This window comes from Streptomyces sp. NPDC017529, assembly GCF_044329785.1.
In the GTDB taxonomy this organism is placed as follows: domain Bacteria; phylum Actinomycetota; class Actinomycetes; order Streptomycetales; family Streptomycetaceae; genus Streptomyces.
In genome coordinates, this window is record NZ_JBIRJY010000020.1 from 1 (window position 1) to 18,203 (window position 18,203).

Below are 18,203 nucleotides of genomic sequence, written 5' to 3' on the forward strand. Positions count from 1 at the left end.
CCCGCGGAGCGGGATATGCCCCGGCAAGCCGGGGCATAGAGCGCGAATTACGCAAGCGCAATTCGGATTCCGGCGCAGGCGCCGGAATGGAATTCCGCAAGCGGAATTCTAAAGGCGGGGCAATTCGCGCAAGCGCGAATTGCAGGCACCCGCGCAAGCGCGGTTGCCTGGGCTGGCTACGAGGGGAGGTGCATCGTGCGCGAGCCTGTGTAGGGCTTGGGGTTATTGCGCACTACCCCCGCAACGAGTGTGACGGGCCGTCGGCCTGATCGGATGACGGCCGCACGCAGTGACGGGCTCCGCTGCGCTCCACCCGAACCCCTCCCCCACGCTCGAAACCGGCCGCTCGCGTTCACCAGTACCCCGCCAGCATACACTCCAATCCCCCGCCGTGGAGCGGAATGTGGTGAGGCATCACCCGGGCGAGCGAATGCACAGCCACCGTGATGCATCAGGTAGCGAGGCTGTGTAGCGTTTGGGTTCCAGCTGCACCACCCTTGACCCCTGTCAAAAATTTACCGGATGAATTCAGAAGCGCGCGGCCTTAAACAGCTTAGCCACAGAACGGAAGCTCGATATGGGAATGCCGAAATTCGGCGTGCGGAGGTACATGAGCCGTTCGGCCGCCAGGCCGTACGGCGGAACCCACCACCGGCACCGGCCACGCCTCCGCATTTGTTGAGCGTTACGGTCGGCACCACCCGAGACTCAGAGCCGATGGTGCTCTCCGCGACCCGCGCCGGAGTAGCGGAGCCGCACGCGAAGCTGCCTCCGCCACGGAGTTGCTTGGTGCGCAGGTGGGAGGCCGGTGAAGCCGGGTGGCGGCCACAGAGGGCGGGGGGCCACGGTGTGCGCACTTGGTGGCTTTGGTGATGGGTGCCGTCGGAGGCGGTGGGACGGGCGCAAGCGGAGGCCCTGGTGCGGCCCTCGCGCGCGCGTGCGTCTTAGGGAAAAGAGAGCGCCTCGTGGAAACATGCTCTGACCTGCGGGTTTACAAGGAGGGATGTGTCGGCCGCAACACATTGACCTGCGGAAATGTGCCCGCGGTGCCACACCGACACCCATATTTGCCAACCCGGCTTGTACAAGTGCGGATCATTGCAGGTCACTGCTGGTTCCCAGGGAGTACGGCTCGAATCCAGTGTGTCGGCGTCGACACCAAAGCGCCACGCCAGCGTGTACAAATCTGCCAACTGGGCTTGAACAACTGCTAGTGTCCGGCACGTACTCCACAAGATCGAGGACAGGACCCCCGTCGATGCCACCCCAGCCCAAGCGCCCCTCCGCCGGCCGCGGCAAGGGCCGTATCGCCGCCGTTCCGCCCGGTGGTGACAGCGCCTTCCGCGAGACCCTGTCCTCCAGGCTGGGGAAGGACATCAAGCCGCCGACCCGCAAGCGGGCGGTGCAGCAGATGGACGTCAGCGTCCGGTACACGTACCGCGCGCCCCACGACATGTACGGCCGGTCCGGCTACAGCGTCGTCTCCAACGACTTCCTCGCCGACGTCCTGGCCGTCCTCATCGCCCAGCACGGCATGTCACCGATCCAGTCCGCGGTCCTCCTGTGGTGCATCGGCCGGCAGCGCGAAGGGTGGCTGCGCGCCACGCACAAGAAGATCGCCGACAAACTCGGCGTGGAGCGATCGAACGTCACCCGGGCGATCGGCCGCCTCGAGCACTGGCACATGATCCAGCGCGTCGACAACGGGCTGATCTTCGTGAATCCGATGCTCGGGTTCGAGGGCAACGGAGACGTCCAGCGTGAGATCCTGGACGCGCTGCGCGACAAGGAGACCGGGAAGCTGCCCGAGGACGTCTTCCCCGCCCTCAACGCCCCGCGGCCGCCGCGCAGCGTGCAGCTGGAGCTCGGTGTCGAAGACGGGGAGGAACAGGCATGCTGATCCAGGCCAGCGCCGGTTTCGGAATGCTGTACCGGCTCGACCTCACCAAGGCCGCCATGGAGCTGCTGAGCGCCCTCATCGAGCGCCAGGAGCCCGGGGGCGAGGTGAACGCCTCTCAGGCCGAGCTGGGGGCGCGCGTGGGCCTGTCCAGGAACTCCGCGAACACCGCCATGGCGCTGCTGGAGAGCCGAAACCTCGTGCTGCGCCCCAAGGACCGCAAGTACCGGACCTACTACCTCCACCCCTACGTCGCCTCCTACGCCTCCCAGGAGGAGCTGGAGGAAGCGATCGAGGAAGCTGCCGAGCGCATCGAGGCCGGCGAACTGCCCGAGATCACCGCCCCGCTGTACGAGACCGCGCCGCCCAAGCGCCAGAGCCAGCCGCTCCGGGCCGTCCGCGCCGCCGGGTGACGCCGCCCGTCATCAACCTCAGGCGATGACCGACTGCGAAATGTGCCCCTGCCGCACAGGAATGTGCGGCAGGGGCACACACGTCTGCCCGAGCGGCACGCACCCGGCGCTGTATGCAGCAGCCGTGCATAGATCCCGCCCGGAACATCGCAGATCTGCGATCTTATGCAGCGCTGGAGCGGGCCCACCGTCATACCGGAGCCTGCGGAACAGGAGCCGGCGGCCGGGTGCAGCACGGCCCGAGCAGCGCGTGCAGCAGCTGGCCGTGCTGCACCGGCCGGGTCGGGCTGCTACTCGTGCGGCGCTCGGCCCATGCAAATGCTGCGCTGCACCCTGGAGACTGCTCTGCTGCACCCGGCGACTACCACCGGAGCACGAGCAGCAACCGGGCAGCAGCACCAGGAGCAGCGTCTACAGCACGGTGCCGTGCAGCGCGCGGCGGTCGCCGGAGATCGTGTAGCGGCGGGCAGCAAGGCCGTTGTCGACCGACTCCCCGATCTCGTCGCACAGCACGGCCAGGACGTCGGCGGCCGCGGTGTCGGACAGGTACGCGGGGGCGACTTCGAGCATCAGCTCCCCGAGCTGATGCGAGCACGCCGCCAGTTCGTCGACGACGGCGCGCAGCGCGGTGACGGCCGGGTCCGCCGCCGGTTCGACGGGCGCCGGGGACGGCGCGGTGCGGACGGCCTGGCGGACCACGGCGCGCACCGTGGGGTCATCGAGGGCCTGGAGGCCGCTGTGGACGAGCGCGGCGAGTCGGCGGGTGATCAGCTCCGCGACGACGTCCACGCGGCCGGAGACGGCGATCAGGGCGCGCTGGGACAGGCCGTAGTCGAGCGCGGCCGCGGCGCCGGGGTCGGTGTCTCGCGTGCGAGATGTCTCGGGGCCGGCGGTGACCGCGCCGTGGATCGCGGCCAGGGCGCGCGCGACGTCCAGGGAGCCGGTACGCCTGCGCGCGGCTGATGCCGAACTCCGCCCGGCAGTACGACTCCCAGCTGCCGTGCCCGAGCGGTACCCAGACGCGGGCGGCGTGCGCGTCGCGGACCCGGGCGGCGAGCACCGCCACGGAGCGCCGGACGTCGTCCATCGCCTCGCGCAGCCCGGCCGTCATCTCCCGGGCGCGGGCCGCGGTCAGCGGCGGCCGCGCCGGTTCGGCGCCGTGCTCCTGGCCCTCGTGCTGCTCGCCCACGACTCCATCGTCCTCCGGGCCGGCGGGCACCACCAGGGCGTGCGGGAGCACCGGCACGATCCCCACCTCACACCCTCACAGGCCAGCGCGTCTACCTGGGAAAACGGGCTGTGAGCCTGCCAGCCTCACAGCGTGACACCGTGCGGGGCGCGGTCTGTCACGCTGATCCGCGGCGGGCGGGCGCGGGCCCCGCCCGCCGCACGAGGTGAAGGGGGCCGGGTGGCGGGGATCGAGCGGGAGCCGGCGGAGGTGCGGATACCCAAGGCGGCGCTGGACGCCTTCGCCGCGGCGCTGAGCGTGCGCACGGTGGCGATGCGGACGTGGCCCGACGGTATCGAGTGGATGTACCCGGTAGGCACGTGGGACGAGGCGCACCTGGAGGTGGCGCTCATGCCCGGCGGCGAGGAGGTGTGGCTGCGGATGTCCACCGACCGCTCCAGCGTCGTCGTGTGGACCATCGAGCAGTGGTGGGCCTTCTCCGGGGAGCTGCCCGGCGCGCCGCCGCAGGCCTGAGCCGCGGCGGACTCAGCCCTGCGCGATGATCCGGCTGATGCTGAACGGGACTTCCTCCGCCAGCCGGAACAGTGGCTCCAGGACGCCGTGGTACGTGGGGTCGGTGTGGGGCGGGCAGTGCTCAGTCAGCAGACAGTCGGCGGCTTCGTCCTTCGTGCGGGGGTGGGCCGCGTTCTCGTCTGCGGCGATCTCCAGCACGAAGTCGATCGCGCCGTCCACGCCCTCGCGCACCCGAGTCCACCGCTCCGCTGTGCGCGTGCGCTCGTCGACGAGGTCGTGTTCCCGCTTCGGCAGCAGGTGGGCCACCGGCGCCGACAGCGCCTCGTGCAGCCGACCCAACGTTGGCTCCTGGCAAAGCTCCCCCACCGTCGCGGCCGTCAAGGGCGGCTTCGCCTCCGCGACGCGCTGCAGAACGGTGACGCCCAAGACGACCGCCGCGGCCGTGTACCGCCAGGCGGTCAGCGCTACATGCCGCTCGTACGCGTTCGCGCCGCTCGCGATCTCCTGGATGGCCTGCCCGTAGAACGGGAATGTCGTGTGTGCCTCGTGCAGTTCGGCCACGTCACCGCCGCTTTGAAGCCGGTCCCAGAGAGCGCACGCCGACTGCAACTCGTACCGCGCGGTCAAGAACGCCGCGTTCAACGACCGCAGCGCCTCCAGCTCGTTCGTCGTCAGCGGGCCGCGCTCATCGAACCGTGGAAACCGCATCGCTACTCCCCACCCCGGGTTTAGATCAGTCCCCGGCACGCTACCCGGCGCTGCGGCAACGGATGACGACTGCGAGCGAATACGTGTTGTTACCCGGGTGGCAACCGGTGGATGCGGCATGGCTACGGTCGGGAACGGCCGTGGCCACCTGTGGCTATCCGAGCCAGGTGATGGTGAGGACGGACAGGCGGTGCATGGGCCGGTTGATCCAGTAGGTGAGGGAGAGCCGGCCGACGGAGGCGTGGCGGACGTCCTCGCCCGCGGGGTCGCTGGCGTTCCACTGCCGAAAGCCCCACGGATCGGCCGCGGCGGCGTCCAGGACGTCCCACACCATGTCTTCGACGTGCTCGGGCAGGGTGTCGAGGACCTTCGCGGCCGGGGCGGAGAAGCGGACCGCGTACGGCTGCTGTGCGGTCACCGGCGCCGCCCGCGGAGCTCCGCCATGTCGATGAAGTCGCTGTCGTCGTAGCCGGAGGCGACGAACGCGTCGACGGCCGGGGCGGAGGCAAGTCGGCCCTGCCAGTCCTGGACGACCGCGTACAGCCCGCCGAGGGTGAACGTGCGCCGCGATTCCTCGAGGGCGGCCGCCCACTCCCGCTCGAAGGCCGGCACCCAGGTGTCGGCGCGCCGGTCGGCGCGCAGCTGGGCGAGGAGTTCGGCCGGCGCCCCGGGCGCGGGGGCGTACGGCGTGACGGGGGCGTGGTCGGGCTGCGCGCTCATCTGGTCCTCCCGGCGGGTCCTCCCCTCACGGTACGCGCGCCGGGTGGCCGTCGATGCGGTCATGGGCACATTCCCTTACCGGGTGTGCAGGGCGCGGGCGACGGCCTGGGCGTGCTCACGCAGCGGCAGGTCCTGCTTGTCCCAGTTGGCGGCCACGTAGTTGAGGAGTTCGGCCGTCGCCCGCTCTGAGTCGCTCGGGTCGCTGGTCAGCAGCCGGTCGGCGGCGTAGGCGACGGCGGCGGCCGGGGAGGCCGGCTCTTCCTCGTGGCCGGGGCGCGGGGAGCCGGTCAGCGTCAGCGTGTACTCGTTGCCGGTGCGGGTGAGCGCGGTGATGGTGTTGAGGTTGAGCGGCCCGAAGGACGGCTGTTCGAGGGCGGCGCGGATGAAGTGCGGGTGGTTGCCGATCGCAGCGACCACGGCGTCCCAGGCGTAGGCCACCCGGTCAGCGCCGGAATCCGGCTCCACGGTGGTTAGGGACAGCTCGAAGCCGATGCCGTCGGCGTCGCGGAACCAGACCGTCTCGTCGCCGGGCGCGGCAGGGGCGACGAAGGTGATGTGCGGGCTGGCGCGCAGCGCGTCGGCGATGCGGACAGCATCGTGGTCGGCATCGAGCAACGGGCTCTTGTCGCGGTCGATGGCCGGAAATTCGGTGGGCACGCTTTTCGCTCCTGGTCAGTAATCCAGATCGAGGTAATCGATGTCGTTGATTTCCACGTCCGAGAGTCCCATAGCGCGGCCGCCGCCGTCCTGGAAATACACTTCTTTGAATCCTTCGGCGATGATTCCGCGCATCTGCTGGTCGCTGGCCCCCGCGTCGCGGGCGTCGAACAGGCGCTGCGCGTACTCCGGAGGGAGGTGCACGGTCAGGCGCCGGAAGCGTCCGTCGTCGGTCGTGCCGACCGGCGCGGTGTAGCCGAACCGGGCCCGCGTCTCCACCGTGATCCCGCCCGTGGTGGCCGCCTTCTTCTGCCGGCGCTTGCGCACCAGCGGCTGCCACCGCTGCCGTACGGCGTCGTCGACCTTCGCGGCGACGTCGGCGCGAGCGTGCTTCCGGGCGCCGCGCCGATACCTGTTCACGGAGTCGGCCGTGACCCCGATCTCCGCCGCGACGGCCTTCGCGCTGCCGAACTGCTTGAGCAGGAACCCGATCTGCCCCTTGAGGGTCTTGGGCGGGTCCTTGGTGAACGCCTCGCGGTCGGCCCGCTCAATCGCGTCGTCGATCTCCCCCACGGCCCTACTCCCCTTCGTCCAGGACGGCGTCGCCACCCTTGATGTGGCGGGCCGGGTTCAGCCCCTTCTCCATCAGGTCGACCGCCCAGGCCATCTCCTGGGCCCCCTCCAGCTTCGCCAGGCCCGGCGTGGGCCCGAGGCGGAACCCGCCCGGCTGCGGCTTGCCCGAGGCCGCGTACGGCAGGAAGTCCAGCGGGCTGCTGCCGGGGCTCGGGTAGACGACGCAGTCGGAGAGCACGGCGAGCGGGAACAGGCCCGTCATCCGGGACATGTTCAGCAGCTTGCGGTGCATGTTGACCCGCGCCTTGGAGATGACCGCGGCGCGGATGTCGGGGCGCCAGGTCGGCCGCATCATGGCCGGCCACGGCTCGCCCTCCTTGTAGTTCTTGCCCTGCGGGTTCTCGAACAGCTTCCCGATGCCGCCCTTGACCGTGCCCTTGATCGCGGCCAGCACGGCAGCCATCGCCGGGTCGACGTCCTTGTGCCGCTCCATCGCCGCCAGGAACTCGATGTCGCTGAGGTCCTTGGTGACGCCCAGGTCGGCGAGGGTGTCGACGTACGCGGTCTTGAGGCGGTCGTGCCACGGGTCCAGGTACGCGCCGGTTTCCTTGCGCAGGTACGCCTCGATCGGGGCGACGTTGTAGCCGAGCTCCTGGGCGTAGGCGACGGTGTGCGTCTGGTACCAGGCCGGACCGGTCGGGCGGGTGCCGTCCGGTGTGAACGGTGACGGAAGACGCGGATCCAGCTCGATGCCGGACAGGTCGACCAGCCACGAGCCCGGGATCTTCGGGTTGAACGGCGGGTTCACGAAGTGCACCGGCTCCGACAGACCGACCGACAGCCTCGCAGCGGCCGCCAAAAACGCCGTGTTCAGGTCCAGGCCCACCGCGAAGGGCAGCAGGCACTCCTCATCGGTAAGCGTGTCCACCGACCGCACCCACTGGTACGCCTCCTCGCGCAGGAAGCCGCCCTTCCACCCGGAGTGGTAGATCGCCGGGTGCTCGGGCTGACCCTCCGGCGGCGCCGGGTCCATCGGCTCCGTACCCAGCGAGCCCGGGTTGAGGCCGGACACCCAGTTGCCAGTCTCCTCATCGCGCACCGGCCGGGTCGGCGGGCGCAGCGCGGTCATCAACTCCAGGCCGTTGACCGCCGTGCCGCCGCGCGGGGTGATGACCCGCTGGGCGTAGACACCGAGGACGCGGGCGACGTCGGCCGGCTCCATCTGAGCGACGCCGGGCCAGGAGCGGGAGTCGAGCGCGTCCCACGGCAGGATCGCCAGCTGCACGCACTGCCGCTCGCGGCCCAGGGCCTTGCGGTAGATCCGCGCCCACGGCCCGAAGCCGCGCTGGGTGAGCTGCCAGCGCGCCTTCAACACCTGCTTGACGACCGGGTGGTCCTCGGGCAGGCGCAGACCGCGCCGGTCCTCGAGGCGTTCGGGCAGTCCGAGCTTCGCGGCCGCGGCCGCCGTCAGGACGATGAGCGGGTCGGCGTCCTTGCCGTGGCGGTGCAGCCGGGCGGCGCCGAGGCCGGACTCGCGCAGGGTCCACTCCACCAGCTCCACCACCGTGGTCGCCGGGCAGTCCAGCACCAGGCCGTCGACGCCATACGCGGAACCGTCGCCATCGAGGACGGCGAGCGGGCCGTGGGGGAAGCGCGGGTCGGTCGCGGGCTTCACCGCCTTCTTCGCGGCCGGGCGCCGCGACGATGTCGCCGGGCGCGAGGCCGGACGGGCAGCACGCTCGGGCGCGGTCGGCGCGGCAGGATCGTTCACCGGTGCGGCGGTCTTCGTCTCGGGCATGGTCGGGCCTGAGAACGTCTCCGGCGCTACCGGCTGTGGCGCGACCGGGACCGGAGCGGTGGGGGCGCCGTGGGCGGGGTGCTTCTCGGCCCAGCCCTTCAGCAGCCGCTGGTACGCCGACAGGCGCGGCTCCTTCGGTTCGGAGCGGCCGTTCTCCCAGTTCTTGATGCTCTGCGTCGATGTCTTCAGTGCGACCGCCAGGCGGGCCTGGGTGATGCCGGCGGCCTCGCGCAGCCGGGCCCGCTCCGCCGGGGGCGGGAGCTGCGGCTCCTCCTCCAGCAGGGCATCGACCGATGCAAACAGCTCTTCCTCGGATGCCATGCCAATCTCCCTTCGTGTCTCAACTCTAGCAGTGCTTGCCCTCAGATTTAACCCACTCATGTAACCCGTTTGGGTCTGTCCGTGTGGACGGCACCCGACATGTCGGCGCAGCCCTGCTCACAGCTCCCAGGCTCGCCTCGGACTGCATCTACCTGCGGAAACAAGGTGTGAGGCTCACGAGTCAGCGCGCTGCGTCATCTGTTTCGGGCGCTGTGTGCTCCCATCGACCGTCTCTTCACGTGGCCTTCTGAGGCTGGGGCAGGGACTCGGGCTCGGGCACGTCGTCGCGCGGTCGCCTACGGCATGACATCGGCCGCCGCCGTGGCCTTCCCGGCGAGACGTTCGGCGCGCGGCCGGCACAGGGCGGGGCGACCAGTCGGACCGGTGACCGATCGCTAACAGATCTTCCTCATCCGATCAGACGCTGATGCTGTCCCGGGCGTGAGCCCGGGACGTAAGCAGCGCAGGCGTGCATCCTGCCTGCCTTCGTTGCCCGCGTGCCTGCGCACGCCCTACCGAAAAGGACGTCATGACCCACAGCAGTAATCAGCAGCCCTTACCCGAGCCGACCGAGCCGACCGCTGGCGAGCCCGGACGCCGCCGGGAGGTGTGGCGGGCAGTCGGTGGCGTCGCCGCGTTCGTCGTGGTGGCGGCCGCTGGCTACCTCGAACCCGGCCTCATCGATCCCATGCAGGTGGGCCTCGCGGCCGCCGCCCTCTGTACCCGTGGGCGTTCCGGCCCGAGCCGGTGAGCCCAAGATCGGCGGCTCGCTGGAGAACTCGGCCGCTTCGCAGGCGCGGGCGGCCGCGGCAGCCGCCTCGGAACGGGGCAGGCGAAGGGTGCCCTGAACGGTGATGACGGCCGGGCCGGTCAGGGCCATGGTGCTGTCGGCCGCAGCGGATATGGCCAGGCGCCCGCCGGGGAGGTCGACGCGGTACTCGGCGGCGCCGGTCTGGCCGGTGCGGCGGCGGTGGGCGGCGACGGCGGCGCAGGCGCCGGTGCCGCAGGCGCGGGTCTCGCCGACGCCGCGTTCGTACACGCGCAGCGCCAGGTGCCGCGGTCCGAGGGCGGTGACGAACTCGGTGGTCACGCCGTGGGGGTAGGCGTCGGCCGGGTCGACGGCGGGCGCGGTGCGCAGGTCGCCGGCGTCAGTGAGGTTCTCGGTGAAGACGACGGCGTGGGGGTTGCCCATGTCGACGTGGGTGGCGCGCCAGCTTCGTCCGGCGGTGGTGACGATGATGCGGTCCGGTCCGGGGAAATACGGGGTGCCCATGGCCACGGTGACCGGGCCGTGGAAGTCGTGGCGCCGCGTGGGGACGTGGGTGTGGCGCAGGCCTGCGCGGGTGGCGATGGGCAGCGGGCCTGGCGGGCAGAGGCCGGTGTCGACGAGGTAGCGGGCCAGGACGCGGATGCCGTTGCCGCACATCTGGCCGGGGCTGCCGTCGGCGTTGCGGTAGTCCATGAACCACTCGGCGTCGGCGGCCATCGCGGTGGCTTCGGGGGTGTGGGTGCAGTGGACGGCGCGCAGGATGCCGTCGGCTCCGGCGCCGGCGTGGGGGTCGGTCAGGCGGCGGACGTCGGCGGCGGTCAGGCGGAGCCGGCTGTGGGGGTCGGGCAGGACGAGGAAGGAGTTCTGGCAGCCGTGTCCCTTGGCGAAGGGTGCGGCGAGGGGCTGGATGTCGGGGGTCATGGTCGGGGGCCTTTGTCTCGTAGCGCGATGCGCAGCCAGGCGACTTGTCCGTCGGGTCCGGTGGTGACGCCGTATTCGGTGCCGAGGTCCAGGACGGCCAGCAGGCGGGGCCAGTGGGATAAGGCGTTGTCGGTGACGTCGGCTTCGATGCGGACGGCGTCAGCCTCGTCCTGGAGGCGGGCGGGGGTGCCGGTCAGCTCGGTGAGCTGCCGGGCTGCGGTGGCGGCCGCGGTACGGATGGCGGCCTTGTGGTGGCGGTCGGAGCCCACGGCACCCACATTCGGATAGCGGTGATTACTGCGCGCTCTTATTGGTCCCCCATTTTTTTATTGGTGGACTAAATTGTCAATCCGTTTCATCAAGACCCCGGGCGAGGAGATGTATGGCTGACCGCCAGGAGGCCGGCTACCTGCGCGTCGCCCAGGCCATCCGCGAGCGCATCGCCGACGGCACCTGGCCGTCCGGCCACAAGCTCCCCAACCGGCCGGGGCTGGCCGCCGAGTTCGGTGTCGGCGAGAACACCGTCCGCCAGGCCGTGGAGACCGTCCTCGCCGAGGGGCTGTTGGAGAGCTTCCGCGGCCGCGGCCGCGGCACCTACGTCCGCGCCCCGCGTGAGCGCCACCTTCTGCCGCGCACCCTGACGGCCGGTGGTGCCGCGCCCGGCCGCCTCGGGCTCACCCCGGCCGGCTCCCCCACCGGCCTGGAGTCCGAGAGCACCGCCAAGGTCGCGGCCCCGGCCGCCATCGCCGCCCGGCTGGGCATCGAGGCCGGGGAGCTGTGCGTGCGCACCGAGTACGAGGTCCTGGCCGAGCGCCGGTGCGTGCTGACCGCCACCAGCTGGGAGCCGTACGCCCTGACCGCCGGCACCCCGGTGGTGCTGCCCGAGGGCGGGCCGCTGGCCGGCCGGGGCGTGGCCGAGCGGATGGCCCAGATCGGCATCACCGTCACGCGCGTCACCGAGGTGCCGCGCCCGGCCCAGCTCAGCCGCGAGACGGCGCAGCTGCTCGGGACCACCGCGGGGGCGCAGGGGGTGCTGATCGAGCGCACGCACTACGACAGCGGCGGCCGGCCGGTGGAGACCGCGGACATCCTGGTCCCGGCCGAGCGCTGGGACATCACCTACGACATCCCGCTGGAGCCGGTACCCCGCCCCTGACGCCGGCAGGGGCGGGGCCCGCTCCTGCCCGGGGCGGGACGGCTGGTCATCAACAACGTCACGGCCCGCACGGGCTGTAGGGAGGGGACGGGATCCATGGCTGCACCGCGCAGCGGCTCCGCGGGCCGGACGGTCGACGCCTTAGCGTCACCCGCGCTCACGAACCTGATCGGCCTGGTCGGCATCGTCACGCCGATCGTCGCGTGGCTGACCGCACGCGGCACCACCAAGAACGTGCTGCTGGTCGCCGAGACGGTCATCGTGATGCTGCTGGTCGCCTCGCACATCTGGCTGCGCAAGCGCTTCATTACGCTGCGGCGGACCAATAGCCTGCGGGACATGGATGACGCGCACTACTACGACCTGGTCCGCGCGAAGCTCGAGCGCGAGCTGGTCTCCGACTACAGCGCCGTCGCCGACGGCCACATGCAGGTCTACGCCAGCGAAGTCCCCCGCCTGTCGGTCATGCTGGTCAACACCCTGCTGGAGTCGCAGTCCCAGCCGCAGCGGATCCTCGCCAGCGACCTGACCACCGACCCGAGCCTTTTGACCCGCCGCCGCGAATACCTCAGCGCCAACCGGCAGCTGCTGGACGCCGGCGGCACCGTCAACCGGCTCTTCATCGCCTACGAACGCGACCTCGCCCGCGAGGAGTACGTCCGGGGCCTGCTCAACCTCGTCACCTACCACCGGGACATGGGCGTGACCTGCGGACTTGCCGTCAGAGACCGGCTGCGCGCCGACCAGGCGGTGGACGTCATCATCATCGCCGCGGCCGCCGCCCTTGTCGAAGACGAGCAAGGCGACGCCGACTACACCAAGGGCCGCTCCACCGTGCACTTCAAGTCCGTCGACCGGTGGATCGAACGCTTCGAGTCCGCCTGGGGCAACGGCGCCGAAGCCGCCCCCGCGGCCCTGCGCACCTTCGAAGCCGCCGCCCGCCCGCTGCTCGACGCCGGCTGGGACGAGACCCGCATCCGCCAGACCATCGACACCCTGTAGGCGCACCGCTTCTCTCCGACCGCGAAGGCCCGGCACACGCCGGGCCTTCGCGCACCCGGCCGTGCTCATTCCTCGGCACCCGGGCCCGACTTGGCGTCCGGGCTCCTCTGCGCCGAGTGTCCGCCGGCTGCGGTCCGGCGGCGCCAGGCCCGCCGTCCAGCGGCAGCTCCAGCCAGAACAGCGGCTCCGGCCAGCTGCGCCGGAAGCTGAGTGAGCAAGCCCTCCACCAGAAGGTTCATGACGTCCCGCACTGAGGCCCCATTTCTCGTCGCGGCACTCCGCCGGTGCCAGGCCACCACGCTGCACCGTGCCTTGGTGCCGCAGAACGCCTTGCCACGGCTCAGGACGCTCTGTGCCACCTCCGGACGAGATGACATGCTGGCGGACAGTTCTGGACGGTTCTGGACAGCGAAGGGGGAGCTGTTGTGGGACGGCCTGGAGAACTGAAACGGCCGCAGTTGCCCGAAGGGCCTCTGAAAAGCCTCATTGACGCCTTACACGCACTTCATCTGCGAGCGGGGCGCCCCACACTGTCCGAACTGGCCAGGGACTTGGGAGGAGGGGTCTCCCGCAGCCGCCTGCACGACGCGTTCAGCAGCGGTCGGCTGCCGCGCTGGGAGGTGGTCGACGCCCTGGTGGAATCGCTCGGCACTCGCGCCCGGGGAACCACCCCCGAGCAGGAAGTCGACCGCTTCGATGCCCTGTGGCAGGCCGCCGTATCCGACAGCGGGCACCCGAAGCCGTCAGCTGTTCCACAGTCGAGGCCAAGCCCGGTGGCTCCCCCTGCCCCGCCCCGTCGCAGCACCTCGATCGTCGATGCGGCCGCCAGCCGCAGAGAAGCATCAGAGCCGCATTTATCGCTGTACATGTCGCTCGCGTTGTTCGACGAGCTCCAGGACAGCCCGTGGCAGGAGAGGATCGAGGACGGCTACCTCCGCTTTCTGACCGGAGCCTTCCGCCCACCCAAACCCAAGCACCAGTTGCCCCGCGAGGACATGACCATCGTCGCCGCACGGGTGGATCCCCAACTGCGGGCGGCGGTAGCGGACTACGCCCGGCTCCACGCCAGCGACCTCGGGTGGATTCCGACCCCGAAGCAAGTCGCCGTCGCCTGGCTCATGCACACCTCTCCACCATCCGCAGGCAAGCTGGTCATGGCGCGCTGAAGGGCCAGGCCGGGCGTCTTCCCCGTCACCGTCGGCGAGGTTCCGCGGGCGCGGTGAGTGCAGCGGCACATGAGCGCGCATGATCACCTAGCTGCGTTCGCCAGGGCCCCGGGGCCGCAGCGGCAGGACCGACCGAACTTCAATATTGGTGGACTAATAAGTACGCTGCGTGAACCATGGCGGGGACTGCCCGCCCCTCACGCCACCAGGACCACCATGCCCCTGCCTCTGTGCTTAACCCTGCTCTCCATCGGCATCGCCCTGCGCCAGGCCGACCGCCTCCACTTCGCCCACCGCCGCCCTCGCACCGCGCCGGCCGCCGAGCTCATAGCCCACCAGCGCCGCCGGGCCAATGACGTCACCCCCACGCTGCTGCTGGCCGGACAGTGGATCCAGATCGCCGGCTGGTGGGCCCTGGCCGCCCACGGCGTCCTTACCGCCGCAATCGCGGCCGTCGCCGTCGCCGTCCACTTCCGGCACCTGCAGGAGATCAGCCACTTCGCCGTCCACGGCGTCCTGGCCCGCACCGCACGCGCCAACCTCCTGCTCGCCGAGGTCTTCGCGCACCACCCCCTGGCCCTGGCTCCCGTCCCCGACCGCCGCCGGCGTCACGTCCGCGACCACCACCCCAACGCCGCGGTCCCCCACGCCGACCCCAACCTCGCCGAGCTCTACGCCACCGGCCTGCGCCGCGGCATCACCCGCACCGCCTTCGCCCTGGCCGTCCTCCACCCGCTCACCCCGCGCGGCATCCAAGCCACCCTCACCACGATCGCCGCCGTGCTGCGCCGCTCCCCCGCCCGTACGGCCACCGTCCTCGCGCTGGCCGGCGCCGCCTGCCTGCTCGGCGGACCGCACGCCCTCATCGCCGGGCTGCTCGTGCCCCGGCTGCTGCTGTACCCCCAGCTCGCCTGGTGCAGTCTGCTCGCCGAACACACCTGGTTCGACCCCGATCCGCGCACTGGTCCGTCGGCCTGGGTCGAAGCCGGCCGCTGCCTGCGCCTGTACCCCCGCAACCGCCCCCTCGCCACCCTCGCCGCCACCACCTGGCTCCCCTACGGCGACCTCCACCACTACGCCCACTCCGCCCACCCCGGCCTGCGCTGGAACTACCTCCCCGCCCTGGAACGCCACCTCACCCCGCCCCACTTCACCCCCACCGGGCTCTTCCTCGGCCGCCCCTCCGTCACCCACCGCCACTACCGCGCCCTCACCCGACACCTCACCCCTATAACGCCCCAGGCCGTGCAGCAGCATCACAACCTGTACTGACCACAGCCCACCGGCAATATGTCGGGCACCCAGCGGTCCTTCACGCCCGTCGCGAAGGACCGCTTCACGTATACAGTCCTGGTTCTGCGGCGGCGCAGCGGCACAACCGGGCACCGGGAGGCAGGGCAACACCGTGACCATCGGTCGGGATCACCCACGCACGCTGGAGCCGGACCACAGCCCCGCGCCGCACACCATGTGCATTACCGGATCACCCACACGCGCCGGGACCGAACCTGCTGACCGGTCAGGTGGCTGTAGTCGCGCCGGGGTCACCCACGCGCGCCGGGACCGGACACGCAAGAGCTGGCACGGGTCAGCACGGGAGTGGGATCACCCACGCGCGCCGGGACCGGACATTTCGCGGACCTCGGCTCGGGCCTTGTCGTCGGGATCACCCACGCGCGCCGGGACCGGACGTGGCGGGCTTGATGTTGTATGTACCGGGTGTGGGATCACCCACGCGCGCCGGGACCGGACACGCGCAGCCTGGTCGGACAGGGCATCGGCCAGGGATCACCCACGCGCGCCGGGACCGGACACGCGCAGCCTGGTCGGACAGGGCATCGGCCAGGGATCACCCACGCGCGCCGGGACCGGACATCCGCAAGCTGGCCACCGCCCTATCCGAGCAGGGACCACCCACGCGCGCCGGGACCGGACCCCTCGAACCGGGACGTCCGGAGTTGCTGAATGGGATCACCCACGCGCGCCGGGACCGGACCACCGACACCCGGTCGCCGAAGAGGTCAATGAGGGATCACCCACGCGCGCCGGGACCGGACAGGGCGGCGGTGTCGAGCGTGGCGATCATGAGGGGATCACCCACGCGCGCCGGGACCGGACCGTTCGTGAGCTGCGGTGATGAGCGCGCGTTGCTCGCTTTTTACTTGTTTTAGGGTGCCCCGTCGGGGCGGTGGTGCCGCGCGCTGTGCGGGTGACCGGAGGATTGCTCCTTCGGGGTGGCCCGGCCGGGGCCGGGTCTTCCCGTTTCGCTGGGACCTGCCTTCCGCCCTGGTGGGCGGCGGGACTTGCGTTCCCTCCACGGGCGTTTGCCGCGCCGGCCCGCTGTCGCGGGCGGCGGTCTCCCCTCTTCCAGGGGCGACGGGTCGGGCGTGCCGCTCGATGTTGCGGGCGGCGTTGAGGTCGCGGTCCAGGATCAGGCCGCAGGCGGTGCAGGTGAATACCCGGTCGGCGAGCGTCAGGCTTGGGTTTCGCCATCCGCAGGACGAGCAGGTCTTGCTGGACGGCCACATGCGGTCCAGGACCGTGAGACGGGAGCCGTACCAGGAAGTCTTGTAGGCGATTTGCCGGCGGAGTTCGCCGGGGGCCGAGTCGAGGATCGCGCGGTTCAGGCCGGCCTTCTGCCGCACTTGGCGGCCGGGGGCGTCGGGGGTGCCGCGGGCTGAGCGGGTCATCCCGGCCACGTGCAGGTCTTCGACGGCCACGGTGGCGAAACGTGTGGTCAGGCGCTTGGTGAGGTGGTGCAGGGCGGTGTCGCGCTGCAGCGCCACCTCGTGGTGCAGGCGTGCTACGCGGTGCCGGGCTTTGTCACGGCGCGCCGAGCCCTTCCGGGTGCGGGCCAGCTTCTTCTGGGCCTTGGCCAGGCGGCGGGATGCCGCGCGCAGCGGGCGGGGGTTGGTGATGAGCCCGCTGTGCGGGTCGTCATCGGTCAGGGGTTTCGAGAGGGCGGCGAGGACTTTGACGCCAGCGTCGACGCCGACAGTGCCGCGGGCCTGCTGCCGGCGCGAGGGCCGGTCGGGGACGGTGAGGGTGTCCGTGCACAGCAGGGAGGCGTACCAGCGGTGGCCGTGACGGGAGACAGTGACGGATTGGACGGCGGCCTCACCGCGGGTGATGCGGCGCACGAGGCGCTTGGCGGAGTTGTGCAGCCGCACTTCGCCGAAGGAGGCCAGGCGCAGACGCCGGTGGGTGGCCAGGCGGATGCCGGGCTTCTTCACGTCGTGGTGCAAGCGGAAGGAGTCGCGGCTGCGGCCGCGCTTTTTGAAGCGGGGATAGCCCACGCGGCGTCCGGCCCGGGTGCCTTTGACGGAGTCCAGCCAGTTCTTCCAGGCCCGGTCGGCGTCAGCGAACGCGGACTGGAACACGTAGGTGTTCACCTCGTGCCACCACGGGCACACGCCGTCGGTGCCAGTGCGGTCATCTCCCCGGGCGGCCTGGAACGCCTTCTGGATGCCGGGCTTGGCCGGCAGCGGCACCCGCACCTTCTTGCGGGCCTGCGCCTCCGGGACGCCCTGCTCCAGGAGCGCATCAACCTCGGCCCGCCACTGCTCATGGGCCTGCTTCTTGGCGGCCAGGGCGAAGTTGAAGGCCAGACGGGCGTTGCCGCACCAGCGCAGCAGCCGCTGCTCCTGGGCCGGGGTCGGATCCAGGGTGAACCGGTAGGCGCGCAGTACCGCTTCGGTCGCCATGGCCGCTCCTTCCGTCCCGTCGGCCGGGGCCTGGTTGCCCGGTCGGCCTGTACGAATACGAAAGGATGTTTTACGGACGCCAGTTCCTGAAGCACCCTCGGCTCGTGTCGGAGAAGATCACCACGTCGGCGTAGCGGGGCCGCCGTCACCGGCTCGCTCGTCCCACTCCAGGCGGATCGGGCCGTCGGGGATCCAGCCCTGCAAATAGCCCTCGATCAGCCGGTGCACCTCCGCCCACCGCGGGCCGTGCGGCGGAACGCGCCCCGGCTGGCACCAGTGATGGCCGGGCGGGGAGACTGAGCTGCCGCGGCGGACCCGCACGAGGTGGAAACGCTCCTCGACGCGCAGGGCCGGGCCTGCCGGGGCCCACCGGTGACCGCTGACGGTCCCGGGACGCAGCACATGTACGCCCAGGCGCTGCTGCAGATGCCGGGCGGCGGCGGCATATGAATCCCCCGGCCGCAGCCACAGCGCGGGAAGCGTGCCCACTGCCGTGCCTGGGGCTGCTGCCAGGAGCAGGAGGCCGGCCTCGTCCAAGGCGACGAGGCGCACGACGCGGCGCAGTCTCGGCCCGGGAATGCATTGGTACGGCGGCATGGCGGTATCAGAGCACGGAGCACTGACAACGCCGTCTCCCCGCCGTTCTGTCCGCAGAATCTCAGGGTGGTCTTGCCAGGATCTCAGGGTGGTCTTGCC

Annotated in this window: 19 protein-coding genes, 1 pseudogene and 1 CRISPR repeat array; of the genes and pseudogenes, 9 read left to right on the plus strand and 11 right to left on the minus strand. The window is 71.1% G+C overall.

The genetic code is table 11. The annotated features are described in order from the left end of the window. The first annotated feature begins 1,258 nt into the window (after positions 1 to 1,258). The gene (locus tag ACH4K4_RS32265) at positions 1,259 to 1,900 is read left to right on the plus strand and encodes a replication/maintenance protein RepL (protein WP_398172223.1); all 642 of its coding nucleotides are present in this window, start codon (positions 1,259 to 1,261) and stop codon (positions 1,898 to 1,900) included. Continuing rightward, positions 1,894 to 2,310 carry a hypothetical protein gene (locus ACH4K4_RS32270; protein WP_398172225.1) on the plus strand — a complete coding sequence of 139 codons (417 nt, stop codon included), beginning with the start codon at positions 1,894 to 1,896 and terminating at the stop codon, positions 2,308 to 2,310. The genes ACH4K4_RS32265 and ACH4K4_RS32270 overlap by 7 nt, the downstream gene beginning before the upstream one ends. Positions 2,311 to 2,721: 411 nt before the next feature. Here the strand turns inward: ACH4K4_RS32270 and ACH4K4_RS32275 are convergent, their stop codons facing one another. Next, positions 2,722 to 3,099, minus strand: coding sequence for a hypothetical protein (locus tag ACH4K4_RS32275; protein ID WP_398172227.1), 378 nt, complete (start codon positions 3,097 to 3,099; stop codon positions 2,722 to 2,724). Between the two features lie 241 nt (positions 3,100 to 3,340). Between ACH4K4_RS32275 and ACH4K4_RS32280 the strand changes: the two genes are divergently transcribed. Next, positions 3,341 to 3,613, plus strand: coding sequence for a hypothetical protein (locus ACH4K4_RS32280; RefSeq protein WP_398172229.1), 273 nt, complete (start codon positions 3,341 to 3,343; stop codon positions 3,611 to 3,613). Between the two features lie 105 nt (positions 3,614 to 3,718). Then, positions 3,719 to 4,012 (plus strand): hypothetical protein, encoded by a 294-nt coding sequence (locus ACH4K4_RS32285; RefSeq protein ID WP_398172231.1) that lies wholly within the window; start codon positions 3,719 to 3,721, stop codon positions 4,010 to 4,012. 12 nt (positions 4,013 to 4,024) lie between these two features. On the opposite strand, the gene ACH4K4_RS32290 is transcribed toward ACH4K4_RS32285, so the two are convergent. The 8 genes from ACH4K4_RS32290 to ACH4K4_RS32325 form a co-directional block, all read right to left on the minus strand. Next, a complete protein-coding gene (locus ACH4K4_RS32290) occupies positions 4,025 to 4,720 on the minus strand; it encodes a hypothetical protein (protein WP_398172233.1) in 696 nt (231 codons plus the stop codon). A gap of 154 nt (positions 4,721 to 4,874) precedes the next feature. After that, the gene (locus ACH4K4_RS32295) at positions 4,875 to 5,138 is read right to left on the minus strand and encodes a hypothetical protein (RefSeq protein WP_398172235.1); all 264 of its coding nucleotides are present in this window, start codon (positions 5,136 to 5,138) and stop codon (positions 4,875 to 4,877) included. Continuing rightward, a complete protein-coding gene (locus tag ACH4K4_RS32300) occupies positions 5,135 to 5,440 on the minus strand; it encodes a DUF6247 family protein (RefSeq protein WP_398172435.1) in 306 nt (101 codons plus the stop codon). Before ACH4K4_RS32300 ends, ACH4K4_RS32295 begins: the two co-directional genes overlap by 4 nt. Positions 5,441 to 5,515: 75 nt before the next feature. After that, positions 5,516 to 6,097, minus strand: coding sequence for a hypothetical protein (locus ACH4K4_RS32305; protein WP_398172237.1), 582 nt, complete (start codon positions 6,095 to 6,097; stop codon positions 5,516 to 5,518). 15 nt (positions 6,098 to 6,112) lie between these two features. After that, the gene (gene tpg, locus ACH4K4_RS32310; protein ID WP_398172239.1) at positions 6,113 to 6,670 is read right to left on the minus strand and encodes a telomere-protecting terminal protein Tpg; all 558 of its coding nucleotides are present in this window, start codon (positions 6,668 to 6,670) and stop codon (positions 6,113 to 6,115) included. Between the two features lie 4 nt (positions 6,671 to 6,674). Continuing rightward, a complete protein-coding gene (gene tap, locus ACH4K4_RS32315) occupies positions 6,675 to 8,789 on the minus strand; it encodes a telomere-associated protein Tap (protein ID WP_398172241.1) in 2,115 nt (704 codons plus the stop codon). Between the two features lie 556 nt (positions 8,790 to 9,345). After that, positions 9,346 to 10,479, minus strand: a complete 1,134-nt coding sequence (gene dapF / locus ACH4K4_RS32320) for a diaminopimelate epimerase (RefSeq protein ID WP_398172243.1) — start codon at positions 10,477 to 10,479, stop codon at positions 9,346 to 9,348. Next, positions 10,476 to 10,748, minus strand: a complete 273-nt coding sequence (locus ACH4K4_RS32325) for a hypothetical protein (protein ID WP_398172245.1) — start codon at positions 10,746 to 10,748, stop codon at positions 10,476 to 10,478. Before ACH4K4_RS32325 ends, dapF begins: the two co-directional genes overlap by 4 nt. A gap of 113 nt (positions 10,749 to 10,861) precedes the next feature. Here ACH4K4_RS32325 and ACH4K4_RS32330 point away from each other — a divergent pair, with 113 nt between their 5' ends. The 5 genes from ACH4K4_RS32330 to ACH4K4_RS32350 all read left to right on the plus strand — a co-directional run bounded on the left by ACH4K4_RS32330 (position 10,862) and on the right by ACH4K4_RS32350 (position 15,075). Continuing rightward, positions 10,862 to 11,635, plus strand: a complete 774-nt coding sequence (locus ACH4K4_RS32330) for a GntR family transcriptional regulator (protein WP_398172247.1) — start codon at positions 10,862 to 10,864, stop codon at positions 11,633 to 11,635. Positions 11,636 to 11,731: 96 nt separating this feature from the next. Further along, positions 11,732 to 12,637 carry a hypothetical protein gene (locus ACH4K4_RS32335; protein WP_398172249.1) on the plus strand — a complete coding sequence of 302 codons (906 nt, stop codon included), beginning with the start codon at positions 11,732 to 11,734 and terminating at the stop codon, positions 12,635 to 12,637. 237 nt (positions 12,638 to 12,874) lie between these two features. Beyond that, a complete protein-coding gene (locus ACH4K4_RS32340) occupies positions 12,875 to 13,084 on the plus strand; it encodes a hypothetical protein (protein ID WP_398172251.1) in 210 nt (69 codons plus the stop codon). Between the two features lie 173 nt (positions 13,085 to 13,257). Next, complete coding sequence (locus ACH4K4_RS32345; RefSeq protein WP_398172253.1) at positions 13,258 to 13,803, plus strand: hypothetical protein; 546 nt, start codon at positions 13,258 to 13,260, stop codon at positions 13,801 to 13,803. A gap of 216 nt (positions 13,804 to 14,019) precedes the next feature. Beyond that, on the plus strand, positions 14,020 to 15,075 hold the full coding sequence (locus ACH4K4_RS32350; protein ID WP_398172255.1) for a dihydrouridine synthase: 1,056 nt from the start codon (positions 14,020 to 14,022) through the stop codon (positions 15,073 to 15,075). 146 nt (positions 15,076 to 15,221) lie between these two features. Continuing rightward, positions 15,222 to 15,921: a CRISPR direct-repeat array (repeat unit 29 nt; unit sequence GGGATCACCCACGCGCGCCGGGACCGGAC). Positions 15,922 to 16,253: 332 nt separating this feature from the next. On the opposite strand, the pseudogene ACH4K4_RS32355 reads toward ACH4K4_RS32350, so the two are convergent. Next, a pseudogene (locus ACH4K4_RS32355) lies at positions 16,254 to 17,507 on the minus strand (RNA-guided endonuclease InsQ/TnpB family protein); the annotation flags it as partial. Between the two features lie 117 nt (positions 17,508 to 17,624). Continuing rightward, positions 17,625 to 18,104 (minus strand): hypothetical protein, encoded by a 480-nt coding sequence (locus ACH4K4_RS32360; RefSeq protein ID WP_398172257.1) that lies wholly within the window; start codon positions 18,102 to 18,104, stop codon positions 17,625 to 17,627. Between the last annotated feature and the right edge of the window lie 99 nt (positions 18,105 to 18,203).